The sequence below is a fragment of the Cupriavidus sp. 05N39 genome (assembly GCF_056397325.1).
The window spans coordinates 63918-89267 of the sequence record NZ_JBFTNE010000039.1; the positions used below are offsets into that span (position 1 = coordinate 63918).

General features: G+C 62.5%; 23 protein-coding genes and 2 pseudogenes. 3 read left to right on the top strand and 22 right to left on the bottom strand.

What is annotated here, in order from left to right:
* Positions 1-2: 2 nt before the first annotated feature.
* The 11 genes and pseudogenes from fba to AC1DN0_RS19755 all read right to left on the bottom strand — a co-directional run bounded on the left by fba (position 3) and on the right by AC1DN0_RS19755 (position 11506).
* A pseudogene (gene fba / locus AC1DN0_RS19705) lies at positions 3-1029 on the bottom strand (class II fructose-bisphosphate aldolase).
* Between the two features lie 57 nt (positions 1030-1086).
* The gene (locus tag AC1DN0_RS19710; protein WP_441631639.1) at positions 1087-2295 is read right to left on the bottom strand and encodes a phosphoglycerate kinase; all 1209 of its coding nucleotides are present in this window, start codon (positions 2293-2295) and stop codon (positions 1087-1089) included.
* 93 nt (positions 2296-2388) lie between these two features.
* Positions 2389-3084, bottom strand: a complete 696-nt coding sequence (gph, locus tag AC1DN0_RS19715; protein ID WP_441631637.1) for a phosphoglycolate phosphatase — start codon at positions 3082-3084, stop codon at positions 2389-2391.
* Positions 3084-5096 (bottom strand): transketolase, encoded by a 2013-nt coding sequence (gene tkt / locus AC1DN0_RS19720; RefSeq protein ID WP_441631635.1) that lies wholly within the window; start codon positions 5094-5096, stop codon positions 3084-3086. The genes gph and tkt overlap by 1 nt, the downstream gene beginning before the upstream one ends.
* A 10-nt stretch (positions 5097-5106) precedes the next feature.
* Entirely contained in the window at positions 5107-5985 is an 879-nt protein-coding gene (locus tag AC1DN0_RS19725) for a phosphoribulokinase (protein WP_035873561.1), read from the bottom strand.
* Between the two features lie 11 nt (positions 5986-5996).
* Positions 5997-7082 (bottom strand): class 1 fructose-bisphosphatase, encoded by a 1086-nt coding sequence (locus AC1DN0_RS19730; RefSeq protein WP_441631633.1) that lies wholly within the window; start codon positions 7080-7082, stop codon positions 5997-5999.
* A gap of 49 nt (positions 7083-7131) precedes the next feature.
* A complete protein-coding gene (rpe, locus tag AC1DN0_RS19735; RefSeq protein ID WP_441631631.1) occupies positions 7132-7848 on the bottom strand; it encodes a ribulose-phosphate 3-epimerase in 717 nt (238 codons plus the stop codon).
* 1 nt (position 7849) lies between these two features.
* A complete protein-coding gene (locus AC1DN0_RS19740) occupies positions 7850-8614 on the bottom strand; it encodes an HAD family hydrolase (RefSeq protein WP_441631629.1) in 765 nt (254 codons plus the stop codon).
* A gap of 10 nt (positions 8615-8624) precedes the next feature.
* On the bottom strand, positions 8625-9539 hold the full coding sequence (cbbX, locus tag AC1DN0_RS19745; protein WP_441631627.1) for a CbbX protein: 915 nt from the start codon (positions 9537-9539) through the stop codon (positions 8625-8627).
* A 36-nt stretch (positions 9540-9575) separates the two neighbouring features.
* Entirely contained in the window at positions 9576-9995 is a 420-nt protein-coding gene (locus AC1DN0_RS19750; RefSeq protein WP_276288579.1) for a ribulose bisphosphate carboxylase small subunit, read from the bottom strand.
* Between the two features lie 44 nt (positions 9996-10039).
* Complete coding sequence (locus tag AC1DN0_RS19755; RefSeq protein ID WP_441631625.1) at positions 10040-11506, bottom strand: form I ribulose bisphosphate carboxylase large subunit; 1467 nt, start codon at positions 11504-11506, stop codon at positions 10040-10042.
* A 164-nt stretch (positions 11507-11670) separates the two neighbouring features.
* Here AC1DN0_RS19755 and AC1DN0_RS19760 point away from each other — a divergent pair, with 164 nt between their 5' ends.
* The gene (locus AC1DN0_RS19760; protein WP_441631623.1) at positions 11671-12621 is read left to right on the top strand and encodes a LysR family transcriptional regulator; all 951 of its coding nucleotides are present in this window, start codon (positions 11671-11673) and stop codon (positions 12619-12621) included.
* 251 nt (positions 12622-12872) lie between these two features.
* On the opposite strand, the pseudogene AC1DN0_RS19765 reads toward AC1DN0_RS19760, so the two are convergent.
* The 3 genes and pseudogenes from AC1DN0_RS19765 to AC1DN0_RS19775 all read right to left on the bottom strand — a co-directional run.
* Positions 12873-13583 (bottom strand): annotated as a pseudogene (locus AC1DN0_RS19765) (Fic family protein); the annotation flags it as partial.
* 321 nt (positions 13584-13904) lie between these two features.
* The gene (locus AC1DN0_RS19770) at positions 13905-14144 is read right to left on the bottom strand and encodes a hypothetical protein (RefSeq protein WP_441631621.1); all 240 of its coding nucleotides are present in this window, start codon (positions 14142-14144) and stop codon (positions 13905-13907) included.
* A gap of 484 nt (positions 14145-14628) precedes the next feature.
* Positions 14629-15078, bottom strand: a complete 450-nt coding sequence (locus AC1DN0_RS19775) for a BON domain-containing protein (protein WP_441631619.1) — start codon at positions 15076-15078, stop codon at positions 14629-14631.
* 353 nt (positions 15079-15431) lie between these two features.
* Between AC1DN0_RS19775 and AC1DN0_RS19780 the strand changes: the two genes are divergently transcribed.
* Positions 15432-15629, top strand: a complete 198-nt coding sequence (locus AC1DN0_RS19780; protein ID WP_441631617.1) for a hypothetical protein — start codon at positions 15432-15434, stop codon at positions 15627-15629.
* Positions 15630-15786: 157 nt separating this feature from the next.
* Here the strand turns inward: AC1DN0_RS19780 and AC1DN0_RS19785 are convergent, their stop codons facing one another.
* The 4 genes from AC1DN0_RS19785 to comJ all read right to left on the bottom strand — a co-directional run bounded on the left by AC1DN0_RS19785 (position 15787) and on the right by comJ (position 18480).
* Positions 15787-16161, bottom strand: a complete 375-nt coding sequence (locus tag AC1DN0_RS19785; protein ID WP_441631615.1) for a hypothetical protein — start codon at positions 16159-16161, stop codon at positions 15787-15789.
* A complete protein-coding gene (locus AC1DN0_RS19790) occupies positions 16155-16577 on the bottom strand; it encodes a ubiquitination-like system serine protease family protein (RefSeq protein WP_441631613.1) in 423 nt (140 codons plus the stop codon). Before AC1DN0_RS19790 ends, AC1DN0_RS19785 begins: the two co-directional genes overlap by 7 nt.
* A gap of 69 nt (positions 16578-16646) precedes the next feature.
* Positions 16647-16913 carry a hypothetical protein gene (locus AC1DN0_RS19795; protein ID WP_441631611.1) on the bottom strand — a complete coding sequence of 89 codons (267 nt, stop codon included), beginning with the start codon at positions 16911-16913 and terminating at the stop codon, positions 16647-16649.
* 1348 nt (positions 16914-18261) lie between these two features.
* Complete coding sequence (gene comJ / locus AC1DN0_RS19800; RefSeq protein ID WP_477111408.1) at positions 18262-18480, bottom strand: competence protein ComJ; 219 nt, start codon at positions 18478-18480, stop codon at positions 18262-18264.
* Between the two features lie 491 nt (positions 18481-18971).
* On the opposite strand from comJ, the gene AC1DN0_RS19805 reads away from it, so the two are divergent.
* Positions 18972-19931: a toll/interleukin-1 receptor domain-containing protein gene (locus tag AC1DN0_RS19805; protein WP_441631607.1), complete on the top strand. Its 960-nt coding sequence runs from the start codon at positions 18972-18974 to the stop codon at positions 19929-19931.
* Positions 19932-19973: 42 nt separating this feature from the next.
* Here AC1DN0_RS19805 and AC1DN0_RS19810 read toward each other — a convergent pair whose 3' ends face one another.
* The 4 genes from AC1DN0_RS19810 to AC1DN0_RS19825 are packed head-to-tail and all read right to left on the bottom strand — an operon-like array spanning position 19974 to position 24329.
* Positions 19974-20450 carry a Mov34/MPN/PAD-1 family protein gene (locus AC1DN0_RS19810; protein ID WP_441631605.1) on the bottom strand — a complete coding sequence of 159 codons (477 nt, stop codon included), beginning with the start codon at positions 20448-20450 and terminating at the stop codon, positions 19974-19976.
* Positions 20435-22114: a ThiF family adenylyltransferase gene (locus tag AC1DN0_RS19815; RefSeq protein ID WP_441631603.1), complete on the bottom strand. Its 1680-nt coding sequence runs from the start codon at positions 22112-22114 to the stop codon at positions 20435-20437. The genes AC1DN0_RS19810 and AC1DN0_RS19815 overlap by 16 nt, the downstream gene beginning before the upstream one ends.
* 5 nt (positions 22115-22119) lie before the next feature.
* Complete coding sequence (locus tag AC1DN0_RS19820) at positions 22120-23307, bottom strand: CBASS cGAMP synthase (protein ID WP_441631601.1); 1188 nt, start codon at positions 23305-23307, stop codon at positions 22120-22122.
* Complete coding sequence (locus tag AC1DN0_RS19825; RefSeq protein WP_441631599.1) at positions 23307-24329, bottom strand: CBASS cGAMP-activated phospholipase; 1023 nt, start codon at positions 24327-24329, stop codon at positions 23307-23309. The genes AC1DN0_RS19820 and AC1DN0_RS19825 overlap by 1 nt, the downstream gene beginning before the upstream one ends.
* Positions 24330-25350 lie beyond the last annotated feature (1021 nt).

Consider the following 25350-nt stretch of genomic DNA (forward strand, 5'->3'; position numbering starts at 1 on the left):
GCCTAACGGTAGCGCTGCACCTGCTTTTCCAACGGCACCGGCTTGATCCTCGAGGCCTGTCCCGCACAGCCGAACGCCTCGAAGCGCAACCGCACCACGCTCTTGGCGCCCTTCTTGGCCGCCAGCAAGGCCTTGCGCGGATCGAACTCGCTGCGGTCGTCGGACAGCGACTTGCGGATTGCGCCGGTCATCGCCAGGCGGATATCGGTATCGATATTCACCTTGCGCACGCCGGTCTTGATGCCGCGCAGGATCTCCTCGACGGGCACGCCGTAGGTCTCCTTGATATCGCCGCCGTACTGGCGAATGATCTCCAGCCACTCCTGCGGCACCGAACTGGAGCCATGCATCACCAGGTGGGTGTCGGGAATCTTCTGATGGATCGCGCGGATGCGGTCCATCGCCAGAATGTCGCCGGTGGGCTTGCGCGAGAACTTGTAGGCGCCGTGGCTGGTGCCGATGGCGATCGCTAGTGCATCCACGCCGGTGCGCGCGACCCTGCTCCGGATCGGTCAGCATCATGTCGTGCGACAGGATGCCGGCGGCGCCGACGCCGTCCTCCTCGCCGGCCTGGCCGGTTTCGAGCGAGCCCAGGCAGCCCAGTTCGCCCTCCACCGATACTCCTACGGCGTGTGCCATCTCGCACACGCGGCGGGTCACGCCGACGTTGTAATCGTAGTCCGACGGGGTCTTCATGTCTTCGCGCAGCGACCCGTCCATCATCACGCTGGTGAAGCCGGAGCGGATCGAGGCCTGGCACACCGCCGGACTGGAGCCGTGATCCTGGTGCAGCACGATGGGAATATCCGGATGTGTCTCCGCCGCCGCCAGCACCATGTGGCGCAGGTAGGCCTCGCCGGCATATTTTCGCGCGCCGGCCGAGGCCTGCAGGATGACCGGGCTGTCGGTCTCCTCGGCGGCTTCCATGATGGCGTGGATCTGCTCCAGATTATTGACGTTGAAAGCCGGCACGCCGTAGCCGAACTCTCCCGCGTGGTCGAGCAACTGGCGCAGGGATACGAGTGACATGATGGAACTCCGTAAGTTGACGCTGATTCGGTGAATTCGGTATTGCATGGGCGCCCGTCAGGCGGCCGCCCGCTGCTCCAGCACCTCGAAGGCCGGCAGTGTCTTGCCCTCCAGGAATTCCAGGAAGGCGCCGCCACCTGTCGAGATATAGCCGACCTGCTCCGCGATACCGTACTTGGCGATGGCCGCGAGCGTATCGCCGCCACCGGCGATCGAGAACGCCTTCGATGTGGCAATGGCTTCGGCCAGCACCCTCGTGCCATTGCCGAACTGGTCGAACTCGAACACACCCACCGGCCCGTTCCACACGATGGTGCCGGCAGCCATGAGCTGCCTGGCCAGTTGCGCTGCCGTGTCCGGGCCGAGATCCAGGATCATGTCGTCGTCCGCCACGTCTTCCGCACGCTTCACAGTGCCGGCGGCAGTGGCGCTGAACGTCTTGGCGCACACTACGTCCACCGGAATGGTCACCGCCGCGCCGCGCGCGGCCATCATGCCGATGATGGCGCGGGCTTCCGCCACCAGGCCCGCCTCGGCGAGGGAATTGCCGATCTTCAGGCCAGCCGCCAGCATGAAGGTATTGGCGATCCCGCCCCCCACGATCAGCTGGTCGACCTTGGCGGCCAGGGATTTGAGGATGGTGAGCTTCGTCGAAACCTTGGAGCCCGCCACGATGGCGACCAGCGGGCGCGCCGGCTGGCCCAGCGCACGGCCCAGCGCGTCGATCTCGGCGGCCAGCAGCGGGCCCGCGCAGGCCACTGGCGCGTATCTGGCGATGCCGTGGGTAGTTGCCTCGGCGCGGTGGGCGGTGCCGAAGGCGTCGTTGACGTAGATGTCGCACAGCCTGGCCATCTTCTGGGAGAGTTCCTCGCAGTTGGACTTCTCGCCCTTGTTCTCGCGGCAGTTCTCCAGCAGCACCACGTGGCCGGGCGGAACATCGAAGCCGCCGTTGACCCAACCGGCCAGCAGCGGCACCTCGCGCCTCAGCAGCGCCGAGAGGCGGCGGCGCACCGGCGCGAGGCTTTGGCGCGGATCGGGCTCGCCCTCCACCGGCCGGCCCAGGTGGGAAGTCACCATGACCGACGCGCCGGCTTGCAGGCAGGCTTCAATGGCGGGCACGGAGGCGCGGATGCGGGTGTCGTCGGTGATCTCGCCCGCGGCGTCCCGGGGGACGTTGAGGTCGGCACGGATGAAGATGCGTTTGCCGGTGAGGTCGCTGCCGGTGAGCAAGGACGATAGGGTCTGTACTTTACCGATGGGGGGCATGGTGTGGGTCCTGGCGGATGTGGTAGGCGTGTGGTTATCTGGTCTCTGCGCGGTTTGATCCATCGTGGGTCTGCTTCGCTCTCCCTGCCCGACTCAGGCCAGCATCCGGCGCGCGGGCGCAAGCAGCGCCGGCACGTCTTCCAGCGAATCGATCACCGCATCGCCACCCAGCGCGGCAACGCCGCCGGGGCCGGCATAGCCGTACCGCACCAGGAAGACCGGCATGCCCGCCGCGCGCGCCGCGGCCACGTCAACCGCCGAATCGCCAACCAGCACGCTGCGCCTCTCATCAGCCTGCAGCAGCCGGCAAGCATGGCGCAGCGGCTCGGGGTCCGGCTTCATCCGCGCGATCGAGTCGCCGCCGACCAGGACCTCCAGGTACCTGGCCAGCCCGGTCACGGCCAGCAGCGGCGCTGCCAGCGCCCTGGGCTTGTTGGTCACGCACGCGATCCGGTAGCCCTGCTGCTGCAAGGCCGCCAGCCCGGTCTGCACGCCGGGGAAAACGCGGCCAAGGTGCCCGTTGACTTCCGCATAGTGGCGGTGGAACACCGCCTCGGCGGAATCGGCGCCATCCCGATCGCCGCTTGCCGCGGTCTCCAGCACGCGCCGCACCAGATTGGGCACGCCCTTGCCGATAAAACCGCTGATGGTGTCAAAGGGCAATGGCGCGCGGCCCAGTTCGTCCAGCATGCGGTTGGCGGCCTCCACGATGTCGTGCGCCGTATCGACCAGGGTGCCGTCGAGGTCGACCAGCACCGCGGTGTAAGGCAGGTCCGGTGCGATGCGCATCACGGCCTCCCCAGCAGAGCGCGCGCCATATCCGCGACCCGCGCCGGCGTCAGGCCGAAGTGCTGGTACAGCGCATCGGCCGGCGCCGAAGCGCCGAAGGTGTCGATCCCCACGGTGGCGCCCTGCTCGCCCACCACCGCGCGCCAGGGCCAGGTGACGCCGGCCTCCACGCTGACGCGCGGCACGCCGGCCGGCAGCACCGCTTCCCGGTAGGCCGCATCCTGCGCATGGAAGCGCTCCACGCAGGGCATCGACACCACCCGCACGCGAATCCCTTCCTCGGCCAGGTGGGCGGCCGCGCGCATGGCGATCTCCACTTCCGAACCGGTGGCGATCAGCACCGCCTGGTGCGCCTCCACATCCTGCAGCACATAGCCGCCGCGCCGGATGCCGGCAAGTTGCCCGGCATCGCGCGCGAACGGTGTCAGCGCCTGGCGCGACAGCAGCAGGCAGCTTGGCCCGTCGCCGCGCTGCACCGCGTCCAGCCAGGCGAGCGCGGTTTCCACGCCGTCGCAGGGGCGCCAGACCTGGTTGTTCGGGATCAGCCGCAGGCTCGCCGCATGCTCGACGGGCTGGTGGGTAGGCCCATCCTCGCCCAGGCCGATCGAGTCGTGGGTAAGCACATGGATCACCCGCTGCCGCATCAGCGCGGCCATGCGGATGGCGTTGCGGGAGTAGTCGGAGAACACCATGAAGGTGCCGCCATATGGAATCAGCCCTCCGTGCAGGGCCATGCCGTTCATCACCGCCGCCATGCCGAACTCGCGCACGCCGTAGCTGACATAGTTGCCCTGCCCGGCATGGTTGACCCAGACCGAGGCCTTCACGTCGGTCAGGTTGGAGCCGGTCAGGTCCGCCGAGCCGCCCAGCAGTTCCGGCAAGGCGGCGGTCAGCGCTTCCAGCGTGAGCTGCGATGCCTTGCGCGTGGCGATCTTGCCGTGCAGGGCCGATGGCGTTTCGAGCAAGGCCATCAGCCCGGCCTCGAACGCTTCCGGCAACTTGCCCTGATCGCGGCGCAGGAACTCCGCGGCCAGCTCAGGATGGGCCGTGCTGTACCAGGCGAAGCGCGCGTTCCAGTCGGCTTCGCGCCCGGCACCCAGCGCACGCGCGTCCCAGGCGGCGGCCACGTCTGGCGGCACCGCGAAGGGTTCGGCGTCCCAGCCCAGCGCTTCGCGCATGGCGGCGATCTCTTGCGGGCCCAGCGGCGCACCATGCACCTCATGCCCGCCGGCCTTGGCTGGCGCACCTTTGCCGATCACCGTCTTGCAGCAGATCAGCGTGGGCCGCTCGCCTTGCGCCTTGGCCTGGCGGATGGCCGCATCGATGGCGCGGGTATCGTGGCCATCGACGTTCGGGATCACATGCCAGCCGTAGGCCTCGAAGCGCCGCGGCGTATCGTCGGCAAACCAGCCCGACACCTCGCCGTCGATGGAGATGCCGTTGTCGTCGTACAGGCAGATCAGCTTGCCGAGCTTCAATGTTCCGGCCAGCGAACACGCCTCGTGGCTGATGCCTTCCATCAGGCAGCCATCGCCGAGAAACACATAGGTGTGGTGGTCGATGATGGTATGCCCGGCGCGATTGAAGCGGGCAGCCAGCAGCTTCTCCGACAACGCCATGCCGACCGCGTTGGCCAGTCCCTGCCCAAGCGGGCCGGTAGTGGTCTCGATGCCCGGCGTGTGGCCGACTTCCGGATGCCCCGGTGTGCTCGAATGCAACTGGCGGAACTGCCGCAACTGCGCCATCGTCAGCGCGTAACCGCTCAGATGCAACAGCCCGTACAGCAGCATGGAGGCATGGCCGTTGGACAGCACGAAGCGGTCGCGGTCGGGCCACGCCGGGTTGGCGGGATTGTGGCGCAGGTGGCGCCGCCACAGCACCTCGGCCATCTCGGCCATACCCATGGGCGCGCCCGGGTGGCCGGACCTGGCCTGCTCCACCGCATCGGCGGCAAGGAAGCGCAGTGCGTTGGCGCAGCGCGCCGCCGGATCGATACATTCTGGTGCGTTCATGGCCGGCTCCTTACTCGTCGGCGCGCTTGCGGCGCTCCATCATGCGCAGCACAAAGGGGGTGAAGATCAGTTGCATGGCGAGTTCCATCTTGCCGCCGGGCACCACGATGGTGTTGGCCCGCGACATGAAGGAGTCGTGCACCATGCTCAGCAGGTACTGGAAGTCGATCCCCTTCGGGTTGGCGAAGCGGATCACCACCATGCTTTCGTCCGGCGCGGGGATCTCCCGGGCAATGAACGGGTTGGACGTATCCACGCACGGCACGCGCTGGAAATTCACATGGGTGCGCGAGAACTGCGGGCAGATGTAGTTCACGTAATCAGGCATGCGCCGCAGGATGGTGTCGGTCACCGCCTCGCTCGAGTAGCCGCGCTGCTTCTGGTCGCGCCACAGCTTCTGGATCCATTCCAGGTTGATCACCGGCACCACACCGATCAGCAGGTCGGGATAGCGGGCCACATTGACTTCGTCCGTCACCACGCCGCCGTGCAGGCCCTCGTAGAAGAGCAGCTCGGCGTCCTCTGGCAACGGCTCCCAGGCGGTAAAGGTACCCGGCTCCTGCTGGAAGGGGGCGGCCTCGTCGGCGTTGTGCAGATAGCGGCGCCGCATGCCGGTACCGGACTCGGCATAGGTGCGGAACAGGTTTTCCAGCTCACCGAAGAGATTGGTGCCAGGGCCGAAGTGGCTGAAGTTCATATTGCCGCTCTGCTCTGCCTCGGTCATCCTGACCTTCATCTCGGCGCGGTTGTAGCGGTGGAAGCTGTCGCCCTCGATCACCACGGATTTCACGCCTTCGCGGCGGAAGATGTTCTCGAAGGTGCGGGTGACGGAGGTGGTGCCGGCGCCGGAGGAGCCGGTAATGGCGATGATGGGATAGCGTTCGGACATGTCCGGGCACCTCAGGCGGGAACGCGAAACAGGCTGCGTTCGTTGAACAGGGGATTGGGAAGCTCGGCGCCGGGCGGCTCGCTGTGATAGCGCTCGATCCGCTCCACCTCGTTGCGCGAGCCGAAGACCACGCCGATGCGCTGGTGCAAGGCGCTGGGCTGGACCGACATCAGCGGCTGCCGGCCCGTGCTGGCGCGCCCGCCGGCCTGCTCCATCAGGAAGGCGATGGGATTGGCCTCGTACAGCAGGCGCAGGCGGCCGGCCTTGGCCGAGTCCTTGCTGTCGCGCGGGTACATGAAGACGCCGCCGCGCATCAGGATGCGGTGCGCCTCGGCGACCATCGAGGCAATCCAGCGCATGTTGAAATCCTTGCCGCGCGGCCCGGTCCGGCCGGCCACGCACTCGGAGATGTATTGCCGAACCGGCGCCTCCCAGAAGCGGCTGTTTGAGGTGTTGATGGCGAACTCGTGCGTGTCCGCGGGCACCGTGAGGTTGGCGTGGGTGAGGAAGAACTCGCCCAGGTTGGGATCGAGCGTGAAGCCGTTGACGCCGTTGCCCACGGTCAGCACCAGCATGGTGGTGGGCCCGTAGATGGCGTAGCCGGCGGCTACCTGCGCCGTGCCGGGTTGCAGGAAATGCAGCTCGGACACCGCATCCACGCCCTCCGGCGCGCGCAGCACGGAGAAGATGCTGCCCACGGAGACGTTGACGTCGATATTGGATGAGCCATCGAGCGGATCGAACACCAGCAGGTACTTGCCCCGCGGATACTGCGACGGAATCTGGTAAGGGGCCGCCATTTCCTCCGACGCCATGCCGGCCAGGTAGCCACCCCACTCGTTGACGCGCAGGAAGGTGGTATTGCTCAGTACATCGAGCTTTTGCTGGGTCTCGCCCTGGACGTTGACGGCGCCGTCGGCGCTGCCATGCAGGCCGCCCAGCGCGCCGAACGCGACGGCGCGCGCAATCTCCTTGCATGCCATGGCGACGTTGAGGATCAGGCCGTTGAAGCCGCCGCTGGCCTGCGGATAGCGGCGGCGCTCCTCGATCAGGAACTGCGTCAAGGTCATTCGGTGTGGCTGGTTTTGATGTGGCATGGCAGGTCTCCTCTTTTTATCTGTCTTTGCTTGGCGTGCCTGGGCAGCGCTATGTCTGCGCCGCTTCGCGCAAATGCCGCAGGATGGCGCGATAGCCACCGTCGGTATCCGGCGCGCCGAACACCGCGCTGCCGGCAACGAAGGTATCCGCGCCCGCCCGGGCAATATCCGCGATGTTGTCGGGCTTCACGCCGCCGTCGATCTCGAGCCAGACCGGCTGACCGCCTGCGTCCGTGTGCCGGTCGATACGCGCGCGTACCTCCCGCAGCTTGGCGAGCGTGCCGGGAATGAACTTCTGACCGCCGAAGCCCGGGTTCACACTCATCAGCAGCACCATGTCGAGCTTGTCCAGCGTATGCGCCAGGTAGTCCAGCGGCGTGGCCGGATTGAACACCAGGCCCGCCTTGCAGCCATGCTCGCGAATCAGTCCGAGGGTGCGGTCGACATGACGGCTAGCCTCCGGATGGAAGGTGATGATCGACGCGCCGGCCTTGGCGAACATCGGGATCAGCGCATCGACCGGCTCCACCATCAGGTGCACGTCGATGGGGATGGACACATGCGGACGGATCGCCTCGCAAACCAGCGGGCCGATGGTCAGGTTCGGCACATAGTGGTTGTCCATCACGTCGAAGTGCACGAGGTCGGCACCCGCCGCCTCGATCGCGCGCACTTCCTCGCCCAGCCTCGCGAAGTCTGCGGACAGGATCGACGGCGCCAGGCGAATCGCCGTGCCTTTCCCGCTTGCATGGTCATGGGTATGCATATCAAGCTGCCTCGAACAAGGTGCCGCGATGCCAGCGGCGCAGAGCGGCCAGGTCGGCCCAGCGGTGGTCCGCGCCCGGCAGGTGCTGCGGCATGGGTTCTTCCGGATCGCCCAGATGCGGGAGCACCAGCAGCGCACCGTCGAAGCGGTCCTGCGAGGTATAGGCAGTGGGTGTGATGACGGTGGGAATGCCCGCGGCCAGCGCGGCGCGCAAGCCATTCTCGGAATCCTCCACCGCCAGGCAGTCTGCCGAGTCCAGGCCGAGCCGGTCCAGCACGGCCAGGTAGACATCCGGCGCCGGTTTCTTCTCGGCGGTGGTGCCTGCGTCGCAGATGACGGCGAAGCGCTGGCGCCAAGCTACGCCCAACGGCGCGCGCAGCAGCGCATCTAGGTTGGCCGGCGTAGTGGTAGTGGCGATCGCGATCGGCATGCCGGACTGCCCGGCCTCCTCGATCAGCCGCGCAATGCCCGGGCGCAACGGCAGCGCACCACCGCTGACTCTCTCGGCATAGTGACGGGTCTTGATGGCATGCACCGCCTCGATGGTCTCGCGCACCTGGCTCCCGCGGGCTTCCTCGGGGTCCGCCATGCGCCAGTAATGCAGCAGCCGCTCCTTGCCGCCGGCCACTTTGAGCAGCCGCGTGTAGAGCGCCACGTCCCAGCGCCAGTCGAGGCCGACTTCGGCAAACGCCGCATTGAAGGCCTGGAGATGCGCGGACTCGGTATCGGCAAGGGTACCGTCGACATCGAAGATCAGGGCTTGCATGGCTCACTCCTCATTGGTCTGCCGGGGCTGCCGGCGCGAACACGCGGCTGGCAAGCAGGTCGGGGGCGGTGATGGTGGTCAGCGCGAGGTCGTCGGCGACCACGCCGGGATCCCGCAGCAGGCGGGAGGCGTGCCGCAGCCGCGCGCGGTCGAGCGCGTTGCGCACGCTGCGGGCGTTGGCAAAATGCGGCTGCACCATGCGGCGCGCAAGGTAGTCGGCAAAGACCGCACGGCTTTGCTCGTCGAAGCGATACTGCATCTCGCCAAGCATCAGGTCCGCAATCTGTCCCAGTTCGTCGACCTGGTAGTCGGGAAAGTCGATATGGTGCGCGACGCGAGAGGACATGCCCGGGTTGGATTCGAAGAACCGGTCCATGCGGTCCTTGTACCCGGCCAGGATCACCACCAGGTCGTCGCGGTTGTTCTCCATCACCTGCAGCAGGATCTCAATGGCTTCCTGGCCATAATCGCGTTCGTTCTCGGGCCGGTAGAGGTAGTAAGCCTCGTCGATGAACAGCACACCGCCCATCGCTTTCTTCAGGATTTCCTTGGTCTTGGGCGCGGTGTGGCCAATGTACTGACCGACAAGGTCATCGCGCGTGACCGCCACCAGATGCCCCCGGCGCACGTAGCCGAGTTGATGGAGAATCTGCGCCATGCGCATGGCCACGGTGGTCTTTCCGGTACCGGGATTGCCGGTGAAGCACATATGCAGGCTGGGCGCGCCGGCGCTGAACCCGCGCGCCGCCCGCAGCTTGTCCACCAGCAGCAGCGCGGCGATATCGCGGATGCGCCCTTTCACTGGCGCCAGCCCGATCAGTTCGCGGTCAAGCTGTGCCAGCAAATCAGCGATTCCCGAGCTGGCGAGCACATCCGCCAGCGTGCCAGGCGGCTGCAGGTGCGAGGGAGATTCCGGCGCTGACATGGTGTCCTCCGTGAGTGTCGACGAGATGCTGCGGACTTAGTAGCGGCTACCTTCGGGACGAGCCTGCGCGGCATAGCCCTCGATCGAGTAGCGCATCGTGCGACCCGGTTCCTCCTGCCGTACCAGGCGAAAGCCCGGCTCGTCAGCGGGCCGGTTGACGATGAAGGACATCACCACCGATTCCACCGTATGCGTCGCATCGAAGGCCATCACGCGGATGTAGTGGTTGGGGAAAGTCTTGCGCGCGTTGTTGATCTCCAGCAGGATGCCGGCGGCGTCGCGCAGGTCGAACATCGGCAGTCCGAACATCTCCCAGTACGTATTGCGCGGATGGGGGTCGTCGGTGTACTCGATGCCGACCGCCCAGCCCTTGTTCAGGCAGTACTCGAGCTGGCTGGTGATCTGCGCGTCGGTGAGTTCGGGCAGGAAGGAGAAGGTGCCTTGTGTAATGCGCATGATGTCCTCGTCTCTTGTTCGTTGGTGTCAGGTACGGCGCGGGCTCAGGCCACGGACGCGGTGGGCACGAAATCCGAGGTATCGGTCGGCGTGTAGTTGAAGCTGATATCGCCCCACGTATCAAGCGCTGCCCGCAGCGGCGAGCACCATTTGGCTGCGTCGCGCAGGATGTCGGGCCCTTCGTTGACGATGTCGCGCCCCTCGTTGCGGGCCAGCACCATGGCTTCCAGGGCCACGCGGTTGGCCGTGGCGCCGGCCTGGATGCCTTGCGGGTGGCCAATGGTGCCGCCGCCGAACTGCAGCACCACGTCGTCGCCGAACAGGTCGAGCAGCTGGTGCATTTGCCCGGCGTGGATGCCGCCCGAGGCCACCGGCATCACCTTGCGCAGCGAGGCCCAGTCCTGGTCGAAAAACAATCCGCGCGTCAGGTCGGTCTTGGTATAGGCATCGCGGCAGACGTTGTAGTAGCCCTGCACGGTGAGCGGATCGCCTTCAAGCTTGCCCACCGCGGTACCGGTATGCATATGGTCGACACCCGCCAGGCGGAGCCATTTGGCGATCACGCGGAAGGACACGCCGTGATTCTTCTGGCGTGTGTAGGTGCCATGCCCGGCGCGGTGCAAATGCAGCACCATGTCGTTCTGCCGGCACCAGTTGCTCATCGACTGGATGCAGGTCCAGCCCACGATCAGGTCAATCATGATGATCACCGAGCCCAGTGATTTGGCGAACTCGGCGCGCCGGTACATTTCCTCCATGGTGCCGGCGGTGACGTTCAGGTAGCTGCCCTTGACCTCGCCGGTAGCGGCGGACGCCTTGTTGACCGCATCCATCACGAACAGGAAGCGGTCGCGCCAGTGCATGAAAGGCTGCGAGTTGATGTTCTCGTCGTCCTTCATGAAATCCAGCCCGCCCTTCAGCCCTTCGTAGACCACGCGGCCATAGTTCCGGCCCGACAGGCCCAGCTTGGGCTTGGTGGTGGCGCCCAGCAGCGGGCGGCCGAACTTATCCAGGCGTTCGCGCTCGACGATGATGCCAGTGGACGGGCCGGCAAAGGTCTTCACGTAAGCCACCGGGAAGCGCATGTCTTCCAGGCGGGCCGCCTTGATCGGCTTGAAGCTGAACACGTTGCCGATGATGGAGGCGGTCAGGTTGGCGATCGAGCCTTCCTCGAACAGCGACAAGTCATACGCCACGTAGCAGAAGAACTGCTCGGGATTGTTTGGCACCGGATCCACGCGGTAGGCCTTGGCGCGGTACATATCGCAGGCGGTGAGCCGGTCGGTCCACACCACCGTCCACGTGGCCGTGGACGACTCGCCAGCCACCGCGGCGGCAGCCTCGACGGGATCCACGCCCGCCTGCGGCGTGATGCGGAACAGCGCGAGCAGGTCGGTGTCCTTGGGCTCGTAGCCTGCATCCCAATATCCCATTTCCTTGTACTTCATCACACCGGCGTCGTAACGCTTGCGGGGCTTGGCGGTGGCTTGGATCGTCTCAGGGGCGTTCATGGTGGTTTCCTTCCCGTGGGTTGGCTGCATTGGCTACATGGGCTGCATGGGCTGCATTGACTGCGTGTGAGGGAAAAGATATCCAGCTATCCACATAAGGTAAATTCAGATATTCTTAGCCCGCATATAAGGGATCCCTTATCTGACAAGGTGGTGCGTACCTCATGTCCTTTCTCCGCTCCCTCACCCTTCGCCAGTTGCAGATCTTCGTCACCGTTGCCCGGCACGCCAGCTTCGTGCGGGCGGCCGAGGAACTGCACCTGACCCAGCCCGCCGTCTCCATGCAGGTCAAGCAACTCGAGTCCGTGGTCGGGCTCCCGCTGTTCGAGCGCGTCAGCCGCCAGCTCACGCTGACCGAGGCCGGCGACCGCTTCCTGCATCACGCCTCGCGCATCCTGGGTGAGGTGAAAGACGCCGAGGACGGCCTGCAGGCGGTCAAGGGCATCGACCAGGGCTCGATCTCCATCGGGCTGATCAGTACCGCCAAGTACTTCGCGCCCAGGCTGCTGGCCGGCTACTCGGCGCGCTATCCGCACGTCGACGTGCGCTTTGCCGAAGGCAACCGAGAAACGCTGCTGCGCCTGCTGCAGGACAACGAGATCGACCTCGCGCTGATGGGCCGGCCCCCGCGCGAACTCGACGCCGTGTCCGAACCCATCGCCATGCATCCGCACGTGATCGTGGCCTCGCCCCGGCATCCGCTACGCGATGCCGGGGGCTTCGATCTGCAAGAACTGCGCCACGAAACCTTCCTGCTGCGCGAGCCAGGATCCGGCACCCGTACGGTGGCCGAGCAAATGTTCAAGCACCACCTGTTCGCGCCGGCCAAAGTGGTCACCCTGGGCAGCAATGAAACGATCAAGCAAGCCGTGATGGCAGGCATGGGCATCAGCCTGTTGTCACTGCACACTCTGTCACTGGAATTGCGCACCAAGGAGATTGCACTGCTGGATGTGGCGGGCACGCCGATCGAGCGCGTCTGGCATATCGCGCACATGGCGAGCAAGCGGCTGATGCCGGCCAGCGAGGGCTGCCGGGCGTTCCTGCTGGAACAAACGGCCGAGTACCTGGGGAGGGAGTACGCCGGGCTGCTGCCCGGGCGGCGCGTGGCCTAGCGATGGGAGAGCTGCCTGGGCGCGTAGCGCATCCGGGGTTCGCCGATGCGCGGCAGGCGCACGCATCGGTTATGTTGCCGCTTGCGCGCTACACGAACTGGCGCATACCGGCACTGCAGCCAAGCCCACTGGGGGTGTATGCGTTGCGGCAACGCGTGTGCCAGCGACGAGAGTGTGCGCTTGGTGCTCGCGGACCAACCGCATAGAGACGCGGTTCCACCCACGAGCCAAGTCATTTCCCGGAGGCGCGCCTACACGGATAGGTCGTTCAACTCATAGCTGGTGCTGCGCCCGCCTGCATCCGATTTCCGCAGGATGCCACGTGCGAGCAGATCCGTGATATCGCGCAGCGCGGTGTCTGGAGAGCATTTGGCGATCGCCGCCCACTTGGAGCTGGTGAGCTTGCCTTCGAAACCATCAAGCAGTCCGTTGAGCAGTTTCACTTGCCGCTCGTTCAGTGGCGTGGTCGCCCAACGCTGCCAGAATCGCGTCTTGACGAGCACAACATCAAGGGTGTCCTGCGCCTGATCGACGGCGCGATGCAGCGTATCGAGGAACCAGGCCAGCCACTCGGTGACATCCATCGACCGCTTCTGGGTCCGCTCCAGGAGATCGTAGTAGGCCTTGCGCTCCCGCCGGATCTGCGCCGACAGGCTATAGAAACGCTGCGGGCTGCCATCGGCGCGCGCCAGCAGCAGGTCGCCGGTCGCACGGGCTATACGGCCGTTGCCGTCGTCAAACGGATGCAAGGTGACGAGCCACAAATGGCCGAGCCCTGCCTTGAGCAGAGGTAGATCGTTCGATGCGCCATTGACCCAGTCGAGAAATCGGCTTGTTTCAGCTTCCAGGCGATTGGCTGGCGGCGCTTCGAAATACCCACGTTGCCGGCCGATGGGGCCGGACACCACCTGCATCGGACCGCTGGCGCCGTCACGCCAGCCACCGACCTTGATCCGGGCAATGGTCTGGCTAGCGGAGTACCTGTCTTTCGACGCAGGCGGGCAGCACCACCGATTCCGGGTGGCCCGCCCTATGTAAAGCCGCCGCTGCGGGCTCGCTTCCCTCGACTCTGATGCGTTCTGCATCCCAGAGACGTTCCCCGGGCTTGGGCGCGAGGTCCCGAAGAGCCCGAGCTGCGGCAGGCTGACCGCGGTACCCGACGGAGCATCCTGCTTGGCATGCGGTCAGGTCCAGCAGTACCTGGCACTTGCCAGCAAGGACGCTGGGAATAGCTGCGCGACAGCCACGCAGCGCATTTGTGGATGTCCGCGAAAGCCGGAGGCTTACCCGGCAGTCACATAGACCAAGACCGCCAGGTCCGCGCCGACCACGTTGATCTCGATCATCGGACTCAGGCTCAGTTCCTTCACTAGCCAAGGCTTGCCGGCGGCGTCCGGCAGGCGAATGACCACACCAAGAGCGAGATGCGGCATGGGCGCGTCTGCGGTCAGTTCAGCCACGAGAACGGGGGCGCCGGCGGGCGTGGCGTTGGTTACATCAATGAAGGTGTATTTGAAAGCCATAGCATCTCCTACGGAGGATCTGCGACCGCGGCCTTAGACTGAGCCATTCCGACTTCATCTTGAAGCAGCGCATCGTCACTATTTCAAAAGGGAAATCGCAATGGCGATCACCCCAATTGCCGCGAGGGTAACGATCACAAAGAGCAGCATGGGCTTATCCGAACTGGGTAGTCCAGTATCCTTCGAGCCATGCGCACATGCTATCGGGTGCGCACTGATTTCATGCCGGATTTCGTCCTACAGGCAGTTCGTCATTGCGAGACGCCATGACAGCAAGTCGGGGATGCGCCGGCTTTGAGATTTGCGCGCAGGCCGCGCGGGGCCAGCCCGAGCCCTTTCGCCCGGCCATTCCCTCGGTACCAGCGGGGCGCCTTTCGCGCGCAATATCACGGACCTATCCCGCGCGTTTTCACTGCCGAGTGTCAGCCACCGCCTGCTCGGAGATTTCAGGCTGCAGCACGTCGACTAGCGCAGTTGCTCCAGCCTATTTCCCGACCTGCAGGCCATCTACCACTGATTGCACGCCATCCACTGCACGGACTGCATTCAGGGCCGTCAGCTTCTCCGAGTCATTTTGCACTTTGCCGTCGAGGTGCACGACACCGTTTTCAGTTCGCACTCGAATTCCGTTGGGCCTGAGCACCTTCGAGGCAAGAAGCTCGGCTTTCACTTTCATCGTGATGGCACTGTCGCTGAGTTTCGTCGAGGACTCCGCAGACGGTGCAGATTTCCCCATTGCGGTGGAGTTATCCTTTGGCACGGTGCGATTGCTTGGTGCCTCGGGAAGCCCAGGCGTGCCAGGCGCACTGTTCATGGGTGGCGCACCATCCGTTGCAGCCAGTATTCTGCCCACATCCCCCCTGGCAGCTGCATTGCCCGAAGCAGCAAGCAACCCAACAACGCTAGCAAGCCACATCTTTTGGATTGATTTCATTAAATGTCTCCTGCTGGTGCTTCTGCGGGTCGGCGGGTCATAGTGCATGGCGATGCCACATCGCGGCACGCGCGCACTATACAAAAAGGACAAGCAACAAGAGGACGGAGTTCCGCGTCGGTCCGGCTACGTTACATCCAGACACAGGCATTACGATTTGAGAAGATGAATCGCGCTAACGCCACTTCCAAGGCGCGCAGGAACCGGGGACTTCACTTCCCTTTGTCATACGCAGTAAGGAAATGTATCCTGCGTTGCGAGGTTGGACACGGAGATGGAGAGTTAGCTTTTCAACGGCGCAGCCGCCCGCTGCATGACCTTCAACAATCCTATCCCCTTCGCAGGAGACGAAGATGCTCAGTCCTCATGAAATCGCCGCCTTGATGCTTCTCGAAAGTGCAGACGGGAATCTCGAATTGGACCCTGCCGACCTCAAGAGCCTCGTGCATCGGCAGCTCGTACGACTGGAACGACCGAAACACGGCCGTAGCCAAGTTCGTCTCACCAACCACGGGCGTAATTTTCTGGACACCGTCGCCAAGAGGCGCTGAACGGCGGCCTACATGGGCCACGCTTCGACCAACTTGCGATGCCAAGCTGCACACTCCCCCAGCGCACCTAGCAAGTCCCGCATAACCCAGTCCTGCCAGGTGTCATAGTCGGCCGCCGCTGGCGGATCCGGTACTACGCACGGGCGCCGCCAGCGCGCTATCGAGCGGCGGCGGCTTGCTTGGCTGCCTCAACGGCGTCGGACAGCTTGCGCACCCGGAAATCGTCAGGGCGGCAATCCACAGGCAAGGGCCTCGCATTCTTCATATCCTTGCGGATGGCGTCGAGCTTGGCGCCAAGAGTCGATTGGATGCCGGCGAGCTCGTCGGCCTTTTGGCGGATGCTGGCGCCGGCGGCGCGCAGATCCTGCAGCGCTTGATCCGTGGTTGCCAGATCCGCCTGGGAGCGTGCGGCAGTGAGCTCGGACAGTTCAGCGTCCTTCCGCCAGCCGTTCGCCGTCCAGCCGGCGGCGAACAGCGTTTCAGCGACCACCGCCAATCCTGCAGCGCGCCATGGAATCGTCGGCATCAGCATCCCCAGCCCTCCGGAAACTCGGCCAGCGGCACCGTCTGGCCGGCCAGCGCATGCGTGCAGTCGCCCAGGAACTGGATGCTGCCGTCGATCACAAAGCTGTGGCACACGCCACACTCGAAATCGCGCTCTTCGTCCGGGTGCTCGGCGTAGTAGGCGCACCAGCAGTCGCCGCCGGTCTTGTACCCGGGAACGTAGTGGCCGCTGCGCACCAGCACGCTGGGCGTGAACGTGGGGCGCTTCACGTCACCGTTCCAGCCCCAGCGCGGGCCCGGCCCGTCGCCATGCTGGATCTGAATCAGCCGCCGCGGGTGGTCGGCGTAGCTGTGAAACAGGATTGGCGCCGCCGGCATGCTGCCGACCAGCACGTTGTACCCGTTGTCGGACTTCGCCAGCAGCGCACGGCCCAGCTCGGACACCGCGATGGTGTCCAGGAATGGCCGGATGAAAAAGCCACCCGAAGGTGGCTTAGTCGATTGTGCGGCAGGCTACTCGCCGGTTTCTTCTTGAAACGCTACCTGCTGTGCTGTGGCGTATCCGAGGATCATTATCTGATCATCATCGAGTTTCGCAGACTGCTCCGGCAGTTCCACGATCGGCGTTTCGGGATACATGTCCGCGAGGAGCTTCTCGGCAAGCTCTCGGGACTCGAATGGACCGAAGTGAATGACACTCTGGCCGCTGACTTCTGCAAAGGAACATTCCCCTGTTTCTAGGGGGTAGAACACCACCAATGTGCGCGCATGCTGGTCCATAGTAGCCTCCAGATCTCGTTATGTACCCCAAACATAACTATCGATACTGGCAGGCCCCGCCCCGACGGGCGGGCGCCTTCCGTCTGCACCACAATTTTAGGAAATCTGTCTATACAGACAAGTATCGAAGCCCACACCCGATATGGCGTCCCCGGCTCCGGCGCGACGACAATGCTGCCCAGTGCCGTCGCCTCGCCGGCGGCCAGCGGGCGTTCCAGGCGCAGGTTCACGTGCCACCCAGGCACAGCCGCTGGCGGCGTGACCACGTTGCCGTCAGCATCCCACTCGCCACCCTCGTAGATCGTGCCGATGGTAGCGCTCTGGGCATCCGGGGCCGCGATGGGGTTGCCTACCCCCCGGCATATCGGGCAAGCTATTCTCTCGGCCCGCCAGCGGAGACGTTTCGCCGTCCCTTGCGCTGTACGGGGCTGCCCCGGGAAACCATTGAGCCAGGGCAACATGCCTCCGCACAGACGCCCCACCAAAGGCCGAAGGCGAGCGGTGCGAACATGGCTGGCTCCAATGGAAAAAGCCCACGCGGCTTTCACCGTGTCAGCTAAACCGACTCTCTGGTCAAAGATAAACCGGTTCGCTGGACTTTTCTGATGGGTCAGGTGCTCAAGCCGCCCTTCGCGTAAAGCAATTCGCTGGATTTCGTGTACAAGATAAAGCGCTTCGTTGGATTTCATGCACGGCCCTAACCCGCGGTGCTTTATCGCATACAAACCCGTATCGGTCTGCTAATTTTCTACCGGAGCGACACTCGCAGCGGGTGCCCGCCGTGTCTCCAAAGCCCCCCACTCTATTCGTATAGCACGAAACGCACATTTAAGCTGCATGTCGTTTTTTGGCTATACTTCCCGCTCTGCTTTAGCAAGATGAGCCAAGGACGGCGCAACGACTGGAGTCCGACGGAACCAAACCCGCCTTACCATTCCCGCACGCCGCAGACTAAGATTCCCTGCGACCCGTTGTCAGGCCGAACTCGCGCAGCATGCTGAGCGGACACACCGTGTCGCAAAGGGATTCTGTTCACAGCGATGAGTCTGCAGCTCCAGCCGCCCCCCTCGAATCGAGGCGCGTTCAGCTCATCCTATTCCACCCAGGCTTTCAGGACGGTCAAGGGCTGTGCAGACGGCGTCGGCCAAAGCACTAGGCGGAGGCGGTATGCGTCACCACCCTCAAGGCCGCTCTCGTCGATTGTGTCCAAGCCGGAATAGAGGGCAAGTACGGCGTAGGTTCCGGGCTTCACGGTTCGCCTCAGGACTTCGGAGCCCGTGCATTCGTGAACCTGGAGCTCGCCTGTCGGCAGGTCGACAGAGCATCCAACAGCATGGTCGTAGCCGGTTTAGTCGATGGCCGGCTCGGCCTCATGGAGCTCCAGGGTAACTGGAACGGTCATGTTTCGGAGCGGGCAGATGACCACCACGTTGTCGGCAACCTTTGCTCGCCGCTCCACGTCCTCGTCTGTCCAGTCAGTCGGCGCTTCCGGGTTGATGCCGCGGTCCTGCACGTAGAACTGGTGGTAGTCGGCGAACACATCAAATGTGAACTGTTGCATTGACATCGGTCAGTGCTCCCTGCTGCTGCCTGGCGCATGGCCGCTTATGAACGCTGGCGCGAGTTCGAGCAGCGCAGTTGCTCGCTGCTTCACTCGTGGGACCGGGTCTGTCTGCATCAAGGCCTCGAGGGCATTGCGCAGTGCTCGCTCGGTGGGTTTGCCAGAGTGGGTCGTATCTGCTGAAGGAACGGAGTCCGCGGCCTAGCGATGGCCAAAAGGGAGATACGCCCAGCCCGAGGCTTGGTACTGGTGCCAAGCTCTCCGGTACCATTATTGCTGCCCCTCTTCTGCTGGGCAGCAATCTCGCTCGACTTAATCCATACTCTACTGTTGCCATTCTCGAGCCACTGTTTGTTCCGTAGCCAGACCAAAGCTAGACAGCGCCCATTGCACGGGTGCAACTTGCCGAGGCGCCACTACTTGTCGACCGACGTTGGGCCCTCAAGGAAGCTGGCTGCGCCCAATTTTTATGACGAACGATAATCAAACTTAAAATTATGGCGAAGGTCTACATCTCATATCAACGCGAAGATTTACCCTTTGTATCGCGACTTGCAGACAGACTCAAAGACGCTGGCCATACGCTCTCATTTGATGTCGATGAGCTATCGCCAGGCGTGAACTGGAGAGCGGCGCTTGACCATGGCCTCAAGACATCGGATGTATTCATTGTTGTCTTCTCTCAAAAAACCGATAAGTCCCAGTATGTTCTGACGGAGGTCGGTGCAGCCCGAGCGTACGCTAACGAATCGGACCGTATGTTGTTGATACCTATTGTTATCGACAACGCGCCATTGCCGCTTTCGATGCAGGATGTTCACGCCATTATCCAACCTGACGCAGATGTAGATTCCATAGTTCCACAAATTGAGAGTGCAATATCCGCCTTTATTGGTCGTCGAGCGGCGAAGGAGGTCGAATCAACAAGAGCCGCCGAGAAGATTCAAAGCAATGCCGCAGGATTCATCGGCACCGCGATTTCGTCGTTGAGCAAACTCGAATCTAGAGACAGAATCCTCAGCTACGCATGGTATGGATTGGGGTTCGTGTCTCTTGTCAGCGGCATTGGCTTTGCTATGTGGGGTCTTAGTAAGGCTGGCCAGCAAGTGGAGCTGCCAACACAGAACCTCATCTACGTAGCGCTGAAAACTCTTGCGGTGATTGGCCTACTCGGAGCGTGCGCGAGATACGCGTTCTCGCTCGGAAAATCCTATTCGACTGAATCGCTAAAGAGCTCGGACCGCATCCACGCTATTCGCTTCGGAGAGTTCTATCTGCAGGCATTTGGCGACAAGACACAGTGGGAGGAGTTGAAGGAGGTCTTCCAGCACTGGAATATCGACCGAAGCTCAGCCTTCAGTTCGCTGGATGCATCGCAGGTAGACCCGAGAATTATGGAATCGCTTGTCGCTATCGTAAAGCTTGCCAGCGGCAGCAAGGATGAGAAGGCGAAATGAGAGACGGCTTCGTGAGATAATCGGTGAAAGGCGGTCGCGCAGCTATCTAACAAAGGCGTTTGCGCCGCTGAGCGTGCTCCGCTGCCCGACACCGAGCCACAAGGCGTTCTCGGTCCCCACGATGAGAAATATCATCGGTACAGACTTGCCGGCGCAAAGTCTTCTCCACTCGTGCGTATCGATGGAGGACGGAGACGGTCTTATCTCGGGATGAGTGTGCCATTCGCCCAGATAGTCCATGGTCTGCTGCTGAGCATTCCAGTGTCGGACGGCGATTCGCTGATGGGCTCTCGCCTGCCGATGGAAACCGAAGCGATGCTGTTGGTCTCCCGGCTGCGGAGAAGATATAGCGGCCACATGTACGTGGCTACCCCTTCTGAATCCCATCAGAATGCCGCCCGCCTCGTGCGATGACGGGGCCAGTTGCCTGAACTTCAGCAGGTTCTCCAGTACATCTGCCTCAATCAAGACCTTGGCGTCTTCAACCAGCGGATGCGGGACAATCAGTGCCTCTGGCATGCTGGACAGTTGTTTGCCGGTGCAATGTTCTGGTTCTTGATGCGTTTGGCATCGGCGTTCTCGAGGTAGCGAGTTCTGAACCGGGGGCTAACGGACCCTCTGAGCCAGTCGCTGACCATATCCGCAGCCAAGGCCGCCGCCGACATCGATGTCGATACGGCATACGGCGTATAGGCGCTACAGCCTCTGAATCGAGTGCGCGGAGGGCTAGCCAGAACCTGATAGCGCTCCTGACGATAGTTTGGCCCGAATCCCTGGCGCAAGCATTGGAAACACCCGTACTTTTCGGAATCTGACCAGAGAGCCTGGACGCACTCACCGTTACCCATCACCCGCACGTACAGGACTGGCCCAAGCCGGCGCTCAATATGCGCGGCATTTACTAAGGTGTTCAACGCTTCATCCCCCGTGGCATCAATGACGAGGTCCGTCGCAAAGAACTTCGCGTTCAACGTCGGGCTGGTTGTTTGGGTTTCGACTTGCACATACGGAAACTGGCGCGCCAATTCATCTCGCAGGGCCTCGGCCTTGTTGCGATATAAGGCCGGAAAACCAAGTGCGTGACGCCCCAGGTTGTCGGGTTCCATCTCGCCAATGTCGATAAGGCGAAGCAGCCCGTTCTTCCCTGTCCCCGCGCCCAGCCGTACGAGTGCTTGAGCTAAATATCCTCCAATCGCACCGCATCCAATGAGAGTAAGCCGCCTGCCAGCCAAGCTTGAAAACTCCAGGTTCCTCGAGTGGATGTAGGCTGGGGAAATGTCGTCAAGGCGCAGTCTTAGAACGGCCGTTTCCCCGCCAGCGTGGTGTAGATAGTTTCGATATTCCCTAGGAGAGTTCTGGAAGCCCTGCCTGTGCTTTAGGTCCAGCTTGAACATGACGCCGAATCGGCCGAGCGGTGTGTTGAAGGCAATGACGCAGCCTTTGCGCTTCAGATACGTCTTGTCAGTGCCGAGACACTGTTGAACTTGCTTCGACAGTTCAGCATCCCAGGACTTCACCCATTTGAAGAACTGCTTTATGGTTGACGGCAATCCCTCGACAGGCACGCCGGGCGCCTCGCTACTTTTAAAGAGAAAGCAAGCGAGAGCTCCCTCAGCCACCCTCTCAGCCGCAAAGCCCTCTCCCACCCTTGCCGCAGCAATAGCGTCCTGCGCTATGAGGCCTTTGCGGTCGCCGCCGTCTTGCTCCATCAAGAAGTACGATGCTGAGGTTGCATCAGGCTCGAGTTCGCCCACCATTACCGGATAGGCGGGCGGACGCTGTCCACCCATCCAGTAGGCACCGAATTCATTGGCAATGTCCGCACTCCGAGTTGTGCCGCTGGCGATGCGATTCAGGACCGTCCTCGCCGCAGTCAGACACTGCAGAATCGCCACATCCGGCTCGAAGCGGTCAAGAATTACCGACCCAGGAGAGAAATAGCACAGGCCGCCAAGCGCATCGACGTGCTCCATTACCTTGGCTGCCCCTTGAGGACGCTCCAGCAAAGTGATGCGCGGATAGCGGAGGAAATTCCAATCCTCAATCTCCATCCGAACCAAGACGTCCCGTGACGCGGTCTTGAGCGGCCCCTCAAAGGCCCGAACTCTCCCTCGCGCCTTTACCAATTTGAGGCCGGCCGCTGACAACACTTGCAAGGCGCGACCGTAGGCGCTCTCGCTCATCCGAATTAGCCTGCGCTTTGTGCGCCGACAACGGGCTTGGACACCGTTGATGCGGGAACGCGGCGAATATCGTCGCCGGACGAATCCGGCTCGACCCATTCTGGCTTGTTTGGAAGGCGTGAGCCCAATTGCGCCTGCAACAACGAGATTGCGTGGGATACGTACGGAAGACTCGACTCGCGAGCTTGCCGTATCGCTTCAGCAAGGGCATAAGCACACGACGATGCCTCGACGCGCTCCGATTCCTCCAATCGATTGAAGTCATCTTTGCCGCCGTCAATGCCGCGCTCGCGAATATCGAGCTTCAGTGCCTTCGCCAGGGCCCTAGCACCCTGTTCAATCGCCAAGTCATCGCGACCGCGGACAGGGACGAAGCTCTGCGCTACCGCAATCATGATGGATACGGACGTCGGGCCACCGGTCTTCCAGCGGAAATCACGCCACGCCTTCAAGAACCGACAGACACGGCGCAATTGCTCACCATGCTCCTCGATACAGTCCTTGAACCACTTTGAAACGTCTGCCGGGTCTGAAGGCACCCACTCCCCTGAACGCTTCGCGAGGACTAAACCTTCCATGTCATCCCAGGACTGGCCGATGAGGTCACCAAGGGCTTCGCTCTCCGACTTGTCACGTGCGTCCATGGCCATACCTTTGGAGTCCGCCGCCTTTCTCAGGGAATCGAAAATTTGCGTTTCGCGGACCTTGACGAACTCGTCTTCCGAAGCGGCGTACAACGGGACATCAATGTGCGCCCAGTTCGCGACCTTGACACGACTACAGTTGTCTCTCGACTTATCGAGAATCCAACCCTCCCGCTTGCAGAGGTCAGTCAACAGGGCCTCCACAAGCTGGAAATATGCTTTGGCCATCCGTGCCGGYGGGCCATTCTCTTCCCAGAGAGTGATGGGCAAGTAGACTCCAAAATCCCAGTCCATTTCTTGCGGCGGCAGCGTACAAGGATGAACACACGTCCCGTACGCCCAGGACCCCTGTGTCCGGAATCTTGGCGTTACCTTATGCTCCATCCCGAGTACTTCAGTGCTCGCCTCTTCGATGGCGGGCCGTAGGTACTCGCGAATCTTGTTCTTGCAATCAACCAAGACCTGGCGTTGCTCCGGTTCAACCTCGATATTATCCCCGAAGGTCCCGTTAGCGACGGTCGAGTAAAACAGTCGAGTCAGCTTCAGCATCACGCCACCTTCAGGTTGTTAACACGTGGCCCGTAGTAGTAGGTCGGCACGGGCGCATTGTGGTCCATGAAATTGCCAAACGCCGCGCTGCCGACGAAATCCTTGGCAGCCTCGGCCGCAGACCCGAGCAGGACCTCGCGGGCGGCAGCATCTGCTTTATCCAACGCCACGGCTTGCGACCGTTCGTCGGTGAGTACGTCATCAATATGGACGTAGTTCCCATTGGGAAACTGGTGGCGCAGCATGTGGTCGCTCATCGCTTCCTGCGCCGAAATCCCAAGGCCAAAAAGTCGCTTGGGTGCATTGACCGGCCACCAGCCACCCCAATCGATGGTTCCGCCAGCGCGATTCCGCTTCGGATTGACTGTGAATTTCGACGACATCGTCCCAATTGACAGTACGCCGACATCCCCTTCAGCCCGTGAGGCGCCCAAAAATTTGAAAGCTTCGTGAACACCAAGCAGCCCTGGCGCATTCGCAAACAGGCCGCCGTCGACGTACTGGCAGTTGTTGAACACGTAGCGGGGGAAAACTATTGGCGCCGCGCTAGTTGCCATCGCGACGTCGACCACTCGATGACGATGGTCAGTCTTGAAGTCGGGGTGATGAGGCGTTTTGAAGACTACCGGCAGGCCGCGCGTGTAGTTGATGGAAGGAACAATGACGGGGTGCAGGCATTCGCCGACGAGTCGCTCACCAAACACCTCCTCTCCCAACAGGTACTTGAACAGTGGTTGGCTGCTGTACTGGGACCGAAAAAGGCCACGGCCGGAAAAGCGCCTACGAAAAATTTCTGCGCCGTGTTTTTCGAACAGCTTCACCATCCGTTGCGCAGGAATCTCGAGAGCAACCGCTAGCGCCAGGATGCCACCGATAGACGTGCCGGCGATGAGGTCGAACCGCGAGCCGACGGGCGCACCGATTTGCTGTTCAATCTCGGCCAGGATACGAGCCGTAAACAGCCCTCGGTACCCGCCGCCGGACAGCGCGAGAACTTGGAAACGCGATTTCGCTGTATTCATCTCACAACCCCATAGCCAAAACAAAGGGACCGCTGACTACACCCGCGCGCCATGAAAATGACTAGCACTCTTACCCCCCAGAGTGCCAATTTCCTACTATATCACGGAGATTAAAGCATCAGAACACTATATCTTGTGGTTTTTGGCTTATACATCACCAAATGTCTATACAATTTGCGTTGGAGGGGCGAACCGCCATGCGGAAGGAATGAAACCGTGGCCTTGGGACCGGAGCTGACAGAGGCGGCAGGGTCATTGACCGCGTCACTTCGCAGCCAGGATGTGATAGAATCGCGCACTCTTTTTTCCCGAACGCTTGGGCATCGTAGCTTGGCTACGATGCTCGACAACCGAGCAGTCGGGTTGCTGTCGCCGTTCCGCTGCTGAAATGAAGAATAGACAGCAAAGTCTGGGTCGCCATTCCCGCCTCTTCATGAGACTGATGGCAATGTTGAATAGGGAGGGCACATGGCTCAACCAAAAACAACAGCTCCGGACGGCTTGGGTCAAGCCATGTCGGCAATCTTGGGTGCCTTTGCGGTCCTGAGCACTGCCGGCGTGAGTCCGCTGGTTGCATTCGTGCTGCCGGCCGTCGTAGCTGTGGCGTTTGTCACGGTCTCACGACTCTGACCTAGGCGCGTAGCATGGAAGGCCCCCGAAATCGGCGAGTTCTCGCTGTTTCGGGGCGTCGGCCTCCCTCTCTCTACCCCTTTTTCTTGCCTTGCAACTTTGCCCCCCCCTTGCACCAACAGGTTGGTGGCAAAGTCCTCACAGCTCTTTGCAAGCTCCCCACCGGCTACCGCGCGTTCCAGCACTGCTCTTGCGACCCTGCGAGCCAAGGACCCGGCTTGCAGTCGATACTCCGCGCCAATCGCTGTCATCTGCCGCCCATGTAAAAATACACTACGGAGGTCGAACAACCAGTCGTACAACGCGCCATCCGCAGGAGAATTCAGCAATGCGCTTATGCGGCACTCGATTCGTTTCGGACCGTTAAGCTTGGGCAAAACCTGCTTTTCCT

Excerpts from the sequence above, each read along its gene's own strand:
- AC1DN0_RS19710 (WP_441631639.1), bottom strand. The coding sequence starts at position 2,295 with ATGCCCCCCATCGGTAAAGTACAGACCCTATCGTCCTTGCTCACCGGC.
- gph (WP_441631637.1), bottom strand. The coding sequence starts at position 3,084 with ATGCGCATCGCACCGGACCTGCCTTACACCGCGGTGCTGGTCGACCTC.
- tkt (WP_441631635.1), bottom strand. The coding sequence starts at position 5,096 with ATGAACGCACCAGAATGTATCGATCCGGCGGCGCGCTGCGCCAACGCA.
- AC1DN0_RS19725 (WP_035873561.1), bottom strand. The coding sequence starts at position 5,985 with ATGTCCGAACGCTATCCCATCATCGCCATTACCGGCTCCTCCGGCGCC.
- AC1DN0_RS19730 (WP_441631633.1), bottom strand. The coding sequence starts at position 7,082 with ATGCCACATCAAAACCAGCCACACCGAATGACCTTGACGCAGTTCCTG.
- rpe (WP_441631631.1), bottom strand. The coding sequence starts at position 7,848 with ATGCATACCCATGACCATGCAAGCGGGAAAGGCACGGCGATTCGCCTG.
- AC1DN0_RS19740 (WP_441631629.1), bottom strand. The coding sequence starts at position 8,614 with ATGCAAGCCCTGATCTTCGATGTCGACGGTACCCTTGCCGATACCGAG.
- cbbX (WP_441631627.1), bottom strand. The coding sequence starts at position 9,539 with ATGTCAGCGCCGGAATCTCCCTCGCACCTGCAGCCGCCTGGCACGCTG.
- AC1DN0_RS19750 (WP_276288579.1), bottom strand. The coding sequence starts at position 9,995 with ATGCGCATTACACAAGGCACCTTCTCCTTCCTGCCCGAACTCACCGAC.
- AC1DN0_RS19755 (WP_441631625.1), bottom strand. The coding sequence starts at position 11,506 with ATGAACGCCCCTGAGACGATCCAAGCCACCGCCAAGCCCCGCAAGCGT.
- AC1DN0_RS19760 (WP_441631623.1), top strand. The coding sequence starts at position 11,671 with ATGTCCTTTCTCCGCTCCCTCACCCTTCGCCAGTTGCAGATCTTCGTC.
- AC1DN0_RS19770 (WP_441631621.1), bottom strand. The coding sequence starts at position 14,144 with ATGGCTTTCAAATACACCTTCATTGATGTAACCAACGCCACGCCCGCC.
- AC1DN0_RS19775 (WP_441631619.1), bottom strand. The coding sequence starts at position 15,078 with ATGAAATCAATCCAAAAGATGTGGCTTGCTAGCGTTGTTGGGTTGCTT.
- AC1DN0_RS19780 (WP_441631617.1), top strand. The coding sequence starts at position 15,432 with ATGCTCAGTCCTCATGAAATCGCCGCCTTGATGCTTCTCGAAAGTGCA.
- AC1DN0_RS19785 (WP_441631615.1), bottom strand. The coding sequence starts at position 16,161 with ATGCTGATGCCGACGATTCCATGGCGCGCTGCAGGATTGGCGGTGGTC.
- AC1DN0_RS19795 (WP_441631611.1), bottom strand. The coding sequence starts at position 16,913 with ATGGACCAGCATGCGCGCACATTGGTGGTGTTCTACCCCCTAGAAACA.
- comJ (WP_477111408.1), bottom strand. The coding sequence starts at position 18,480 with ATGTCAATGCAACAGTTCACATTTGATGTGTTCGCCGACTACCACCAG.
- AC1DN0_RS19805 (WP_441631607.1), top strand. The coding sequence starts at position 18,972 with ATGGCGAAGGTCTACATCTCATATCAACGCGAAGATTTACCCTTTGTA.
- AC1DN0_RS19810 (WP_441631605.1), bottom strand. The coding sequence starts at position 20,450 with ATGCCAGAGGCACTGATTGTCCCGCATCCGCTGGTTGAAGACGCCAAG.
- AC1DN0_RS19815 (WP_441631603.1), bottom strand. The coding sequence starts at position 22,114 with ATGAGCGAGAGCGCCTACGGTCGCGCCTTGCAAGTGTTGTCAGCGGCC.
- AC1DN0_RS19825 (WP_441631599.1), bottom strand. The coding sequence starts at position 24,329 with ATGAATACAGCGAAATCGCGTTTCCAAGTTCTCGCGCTGTCCGGCGGC.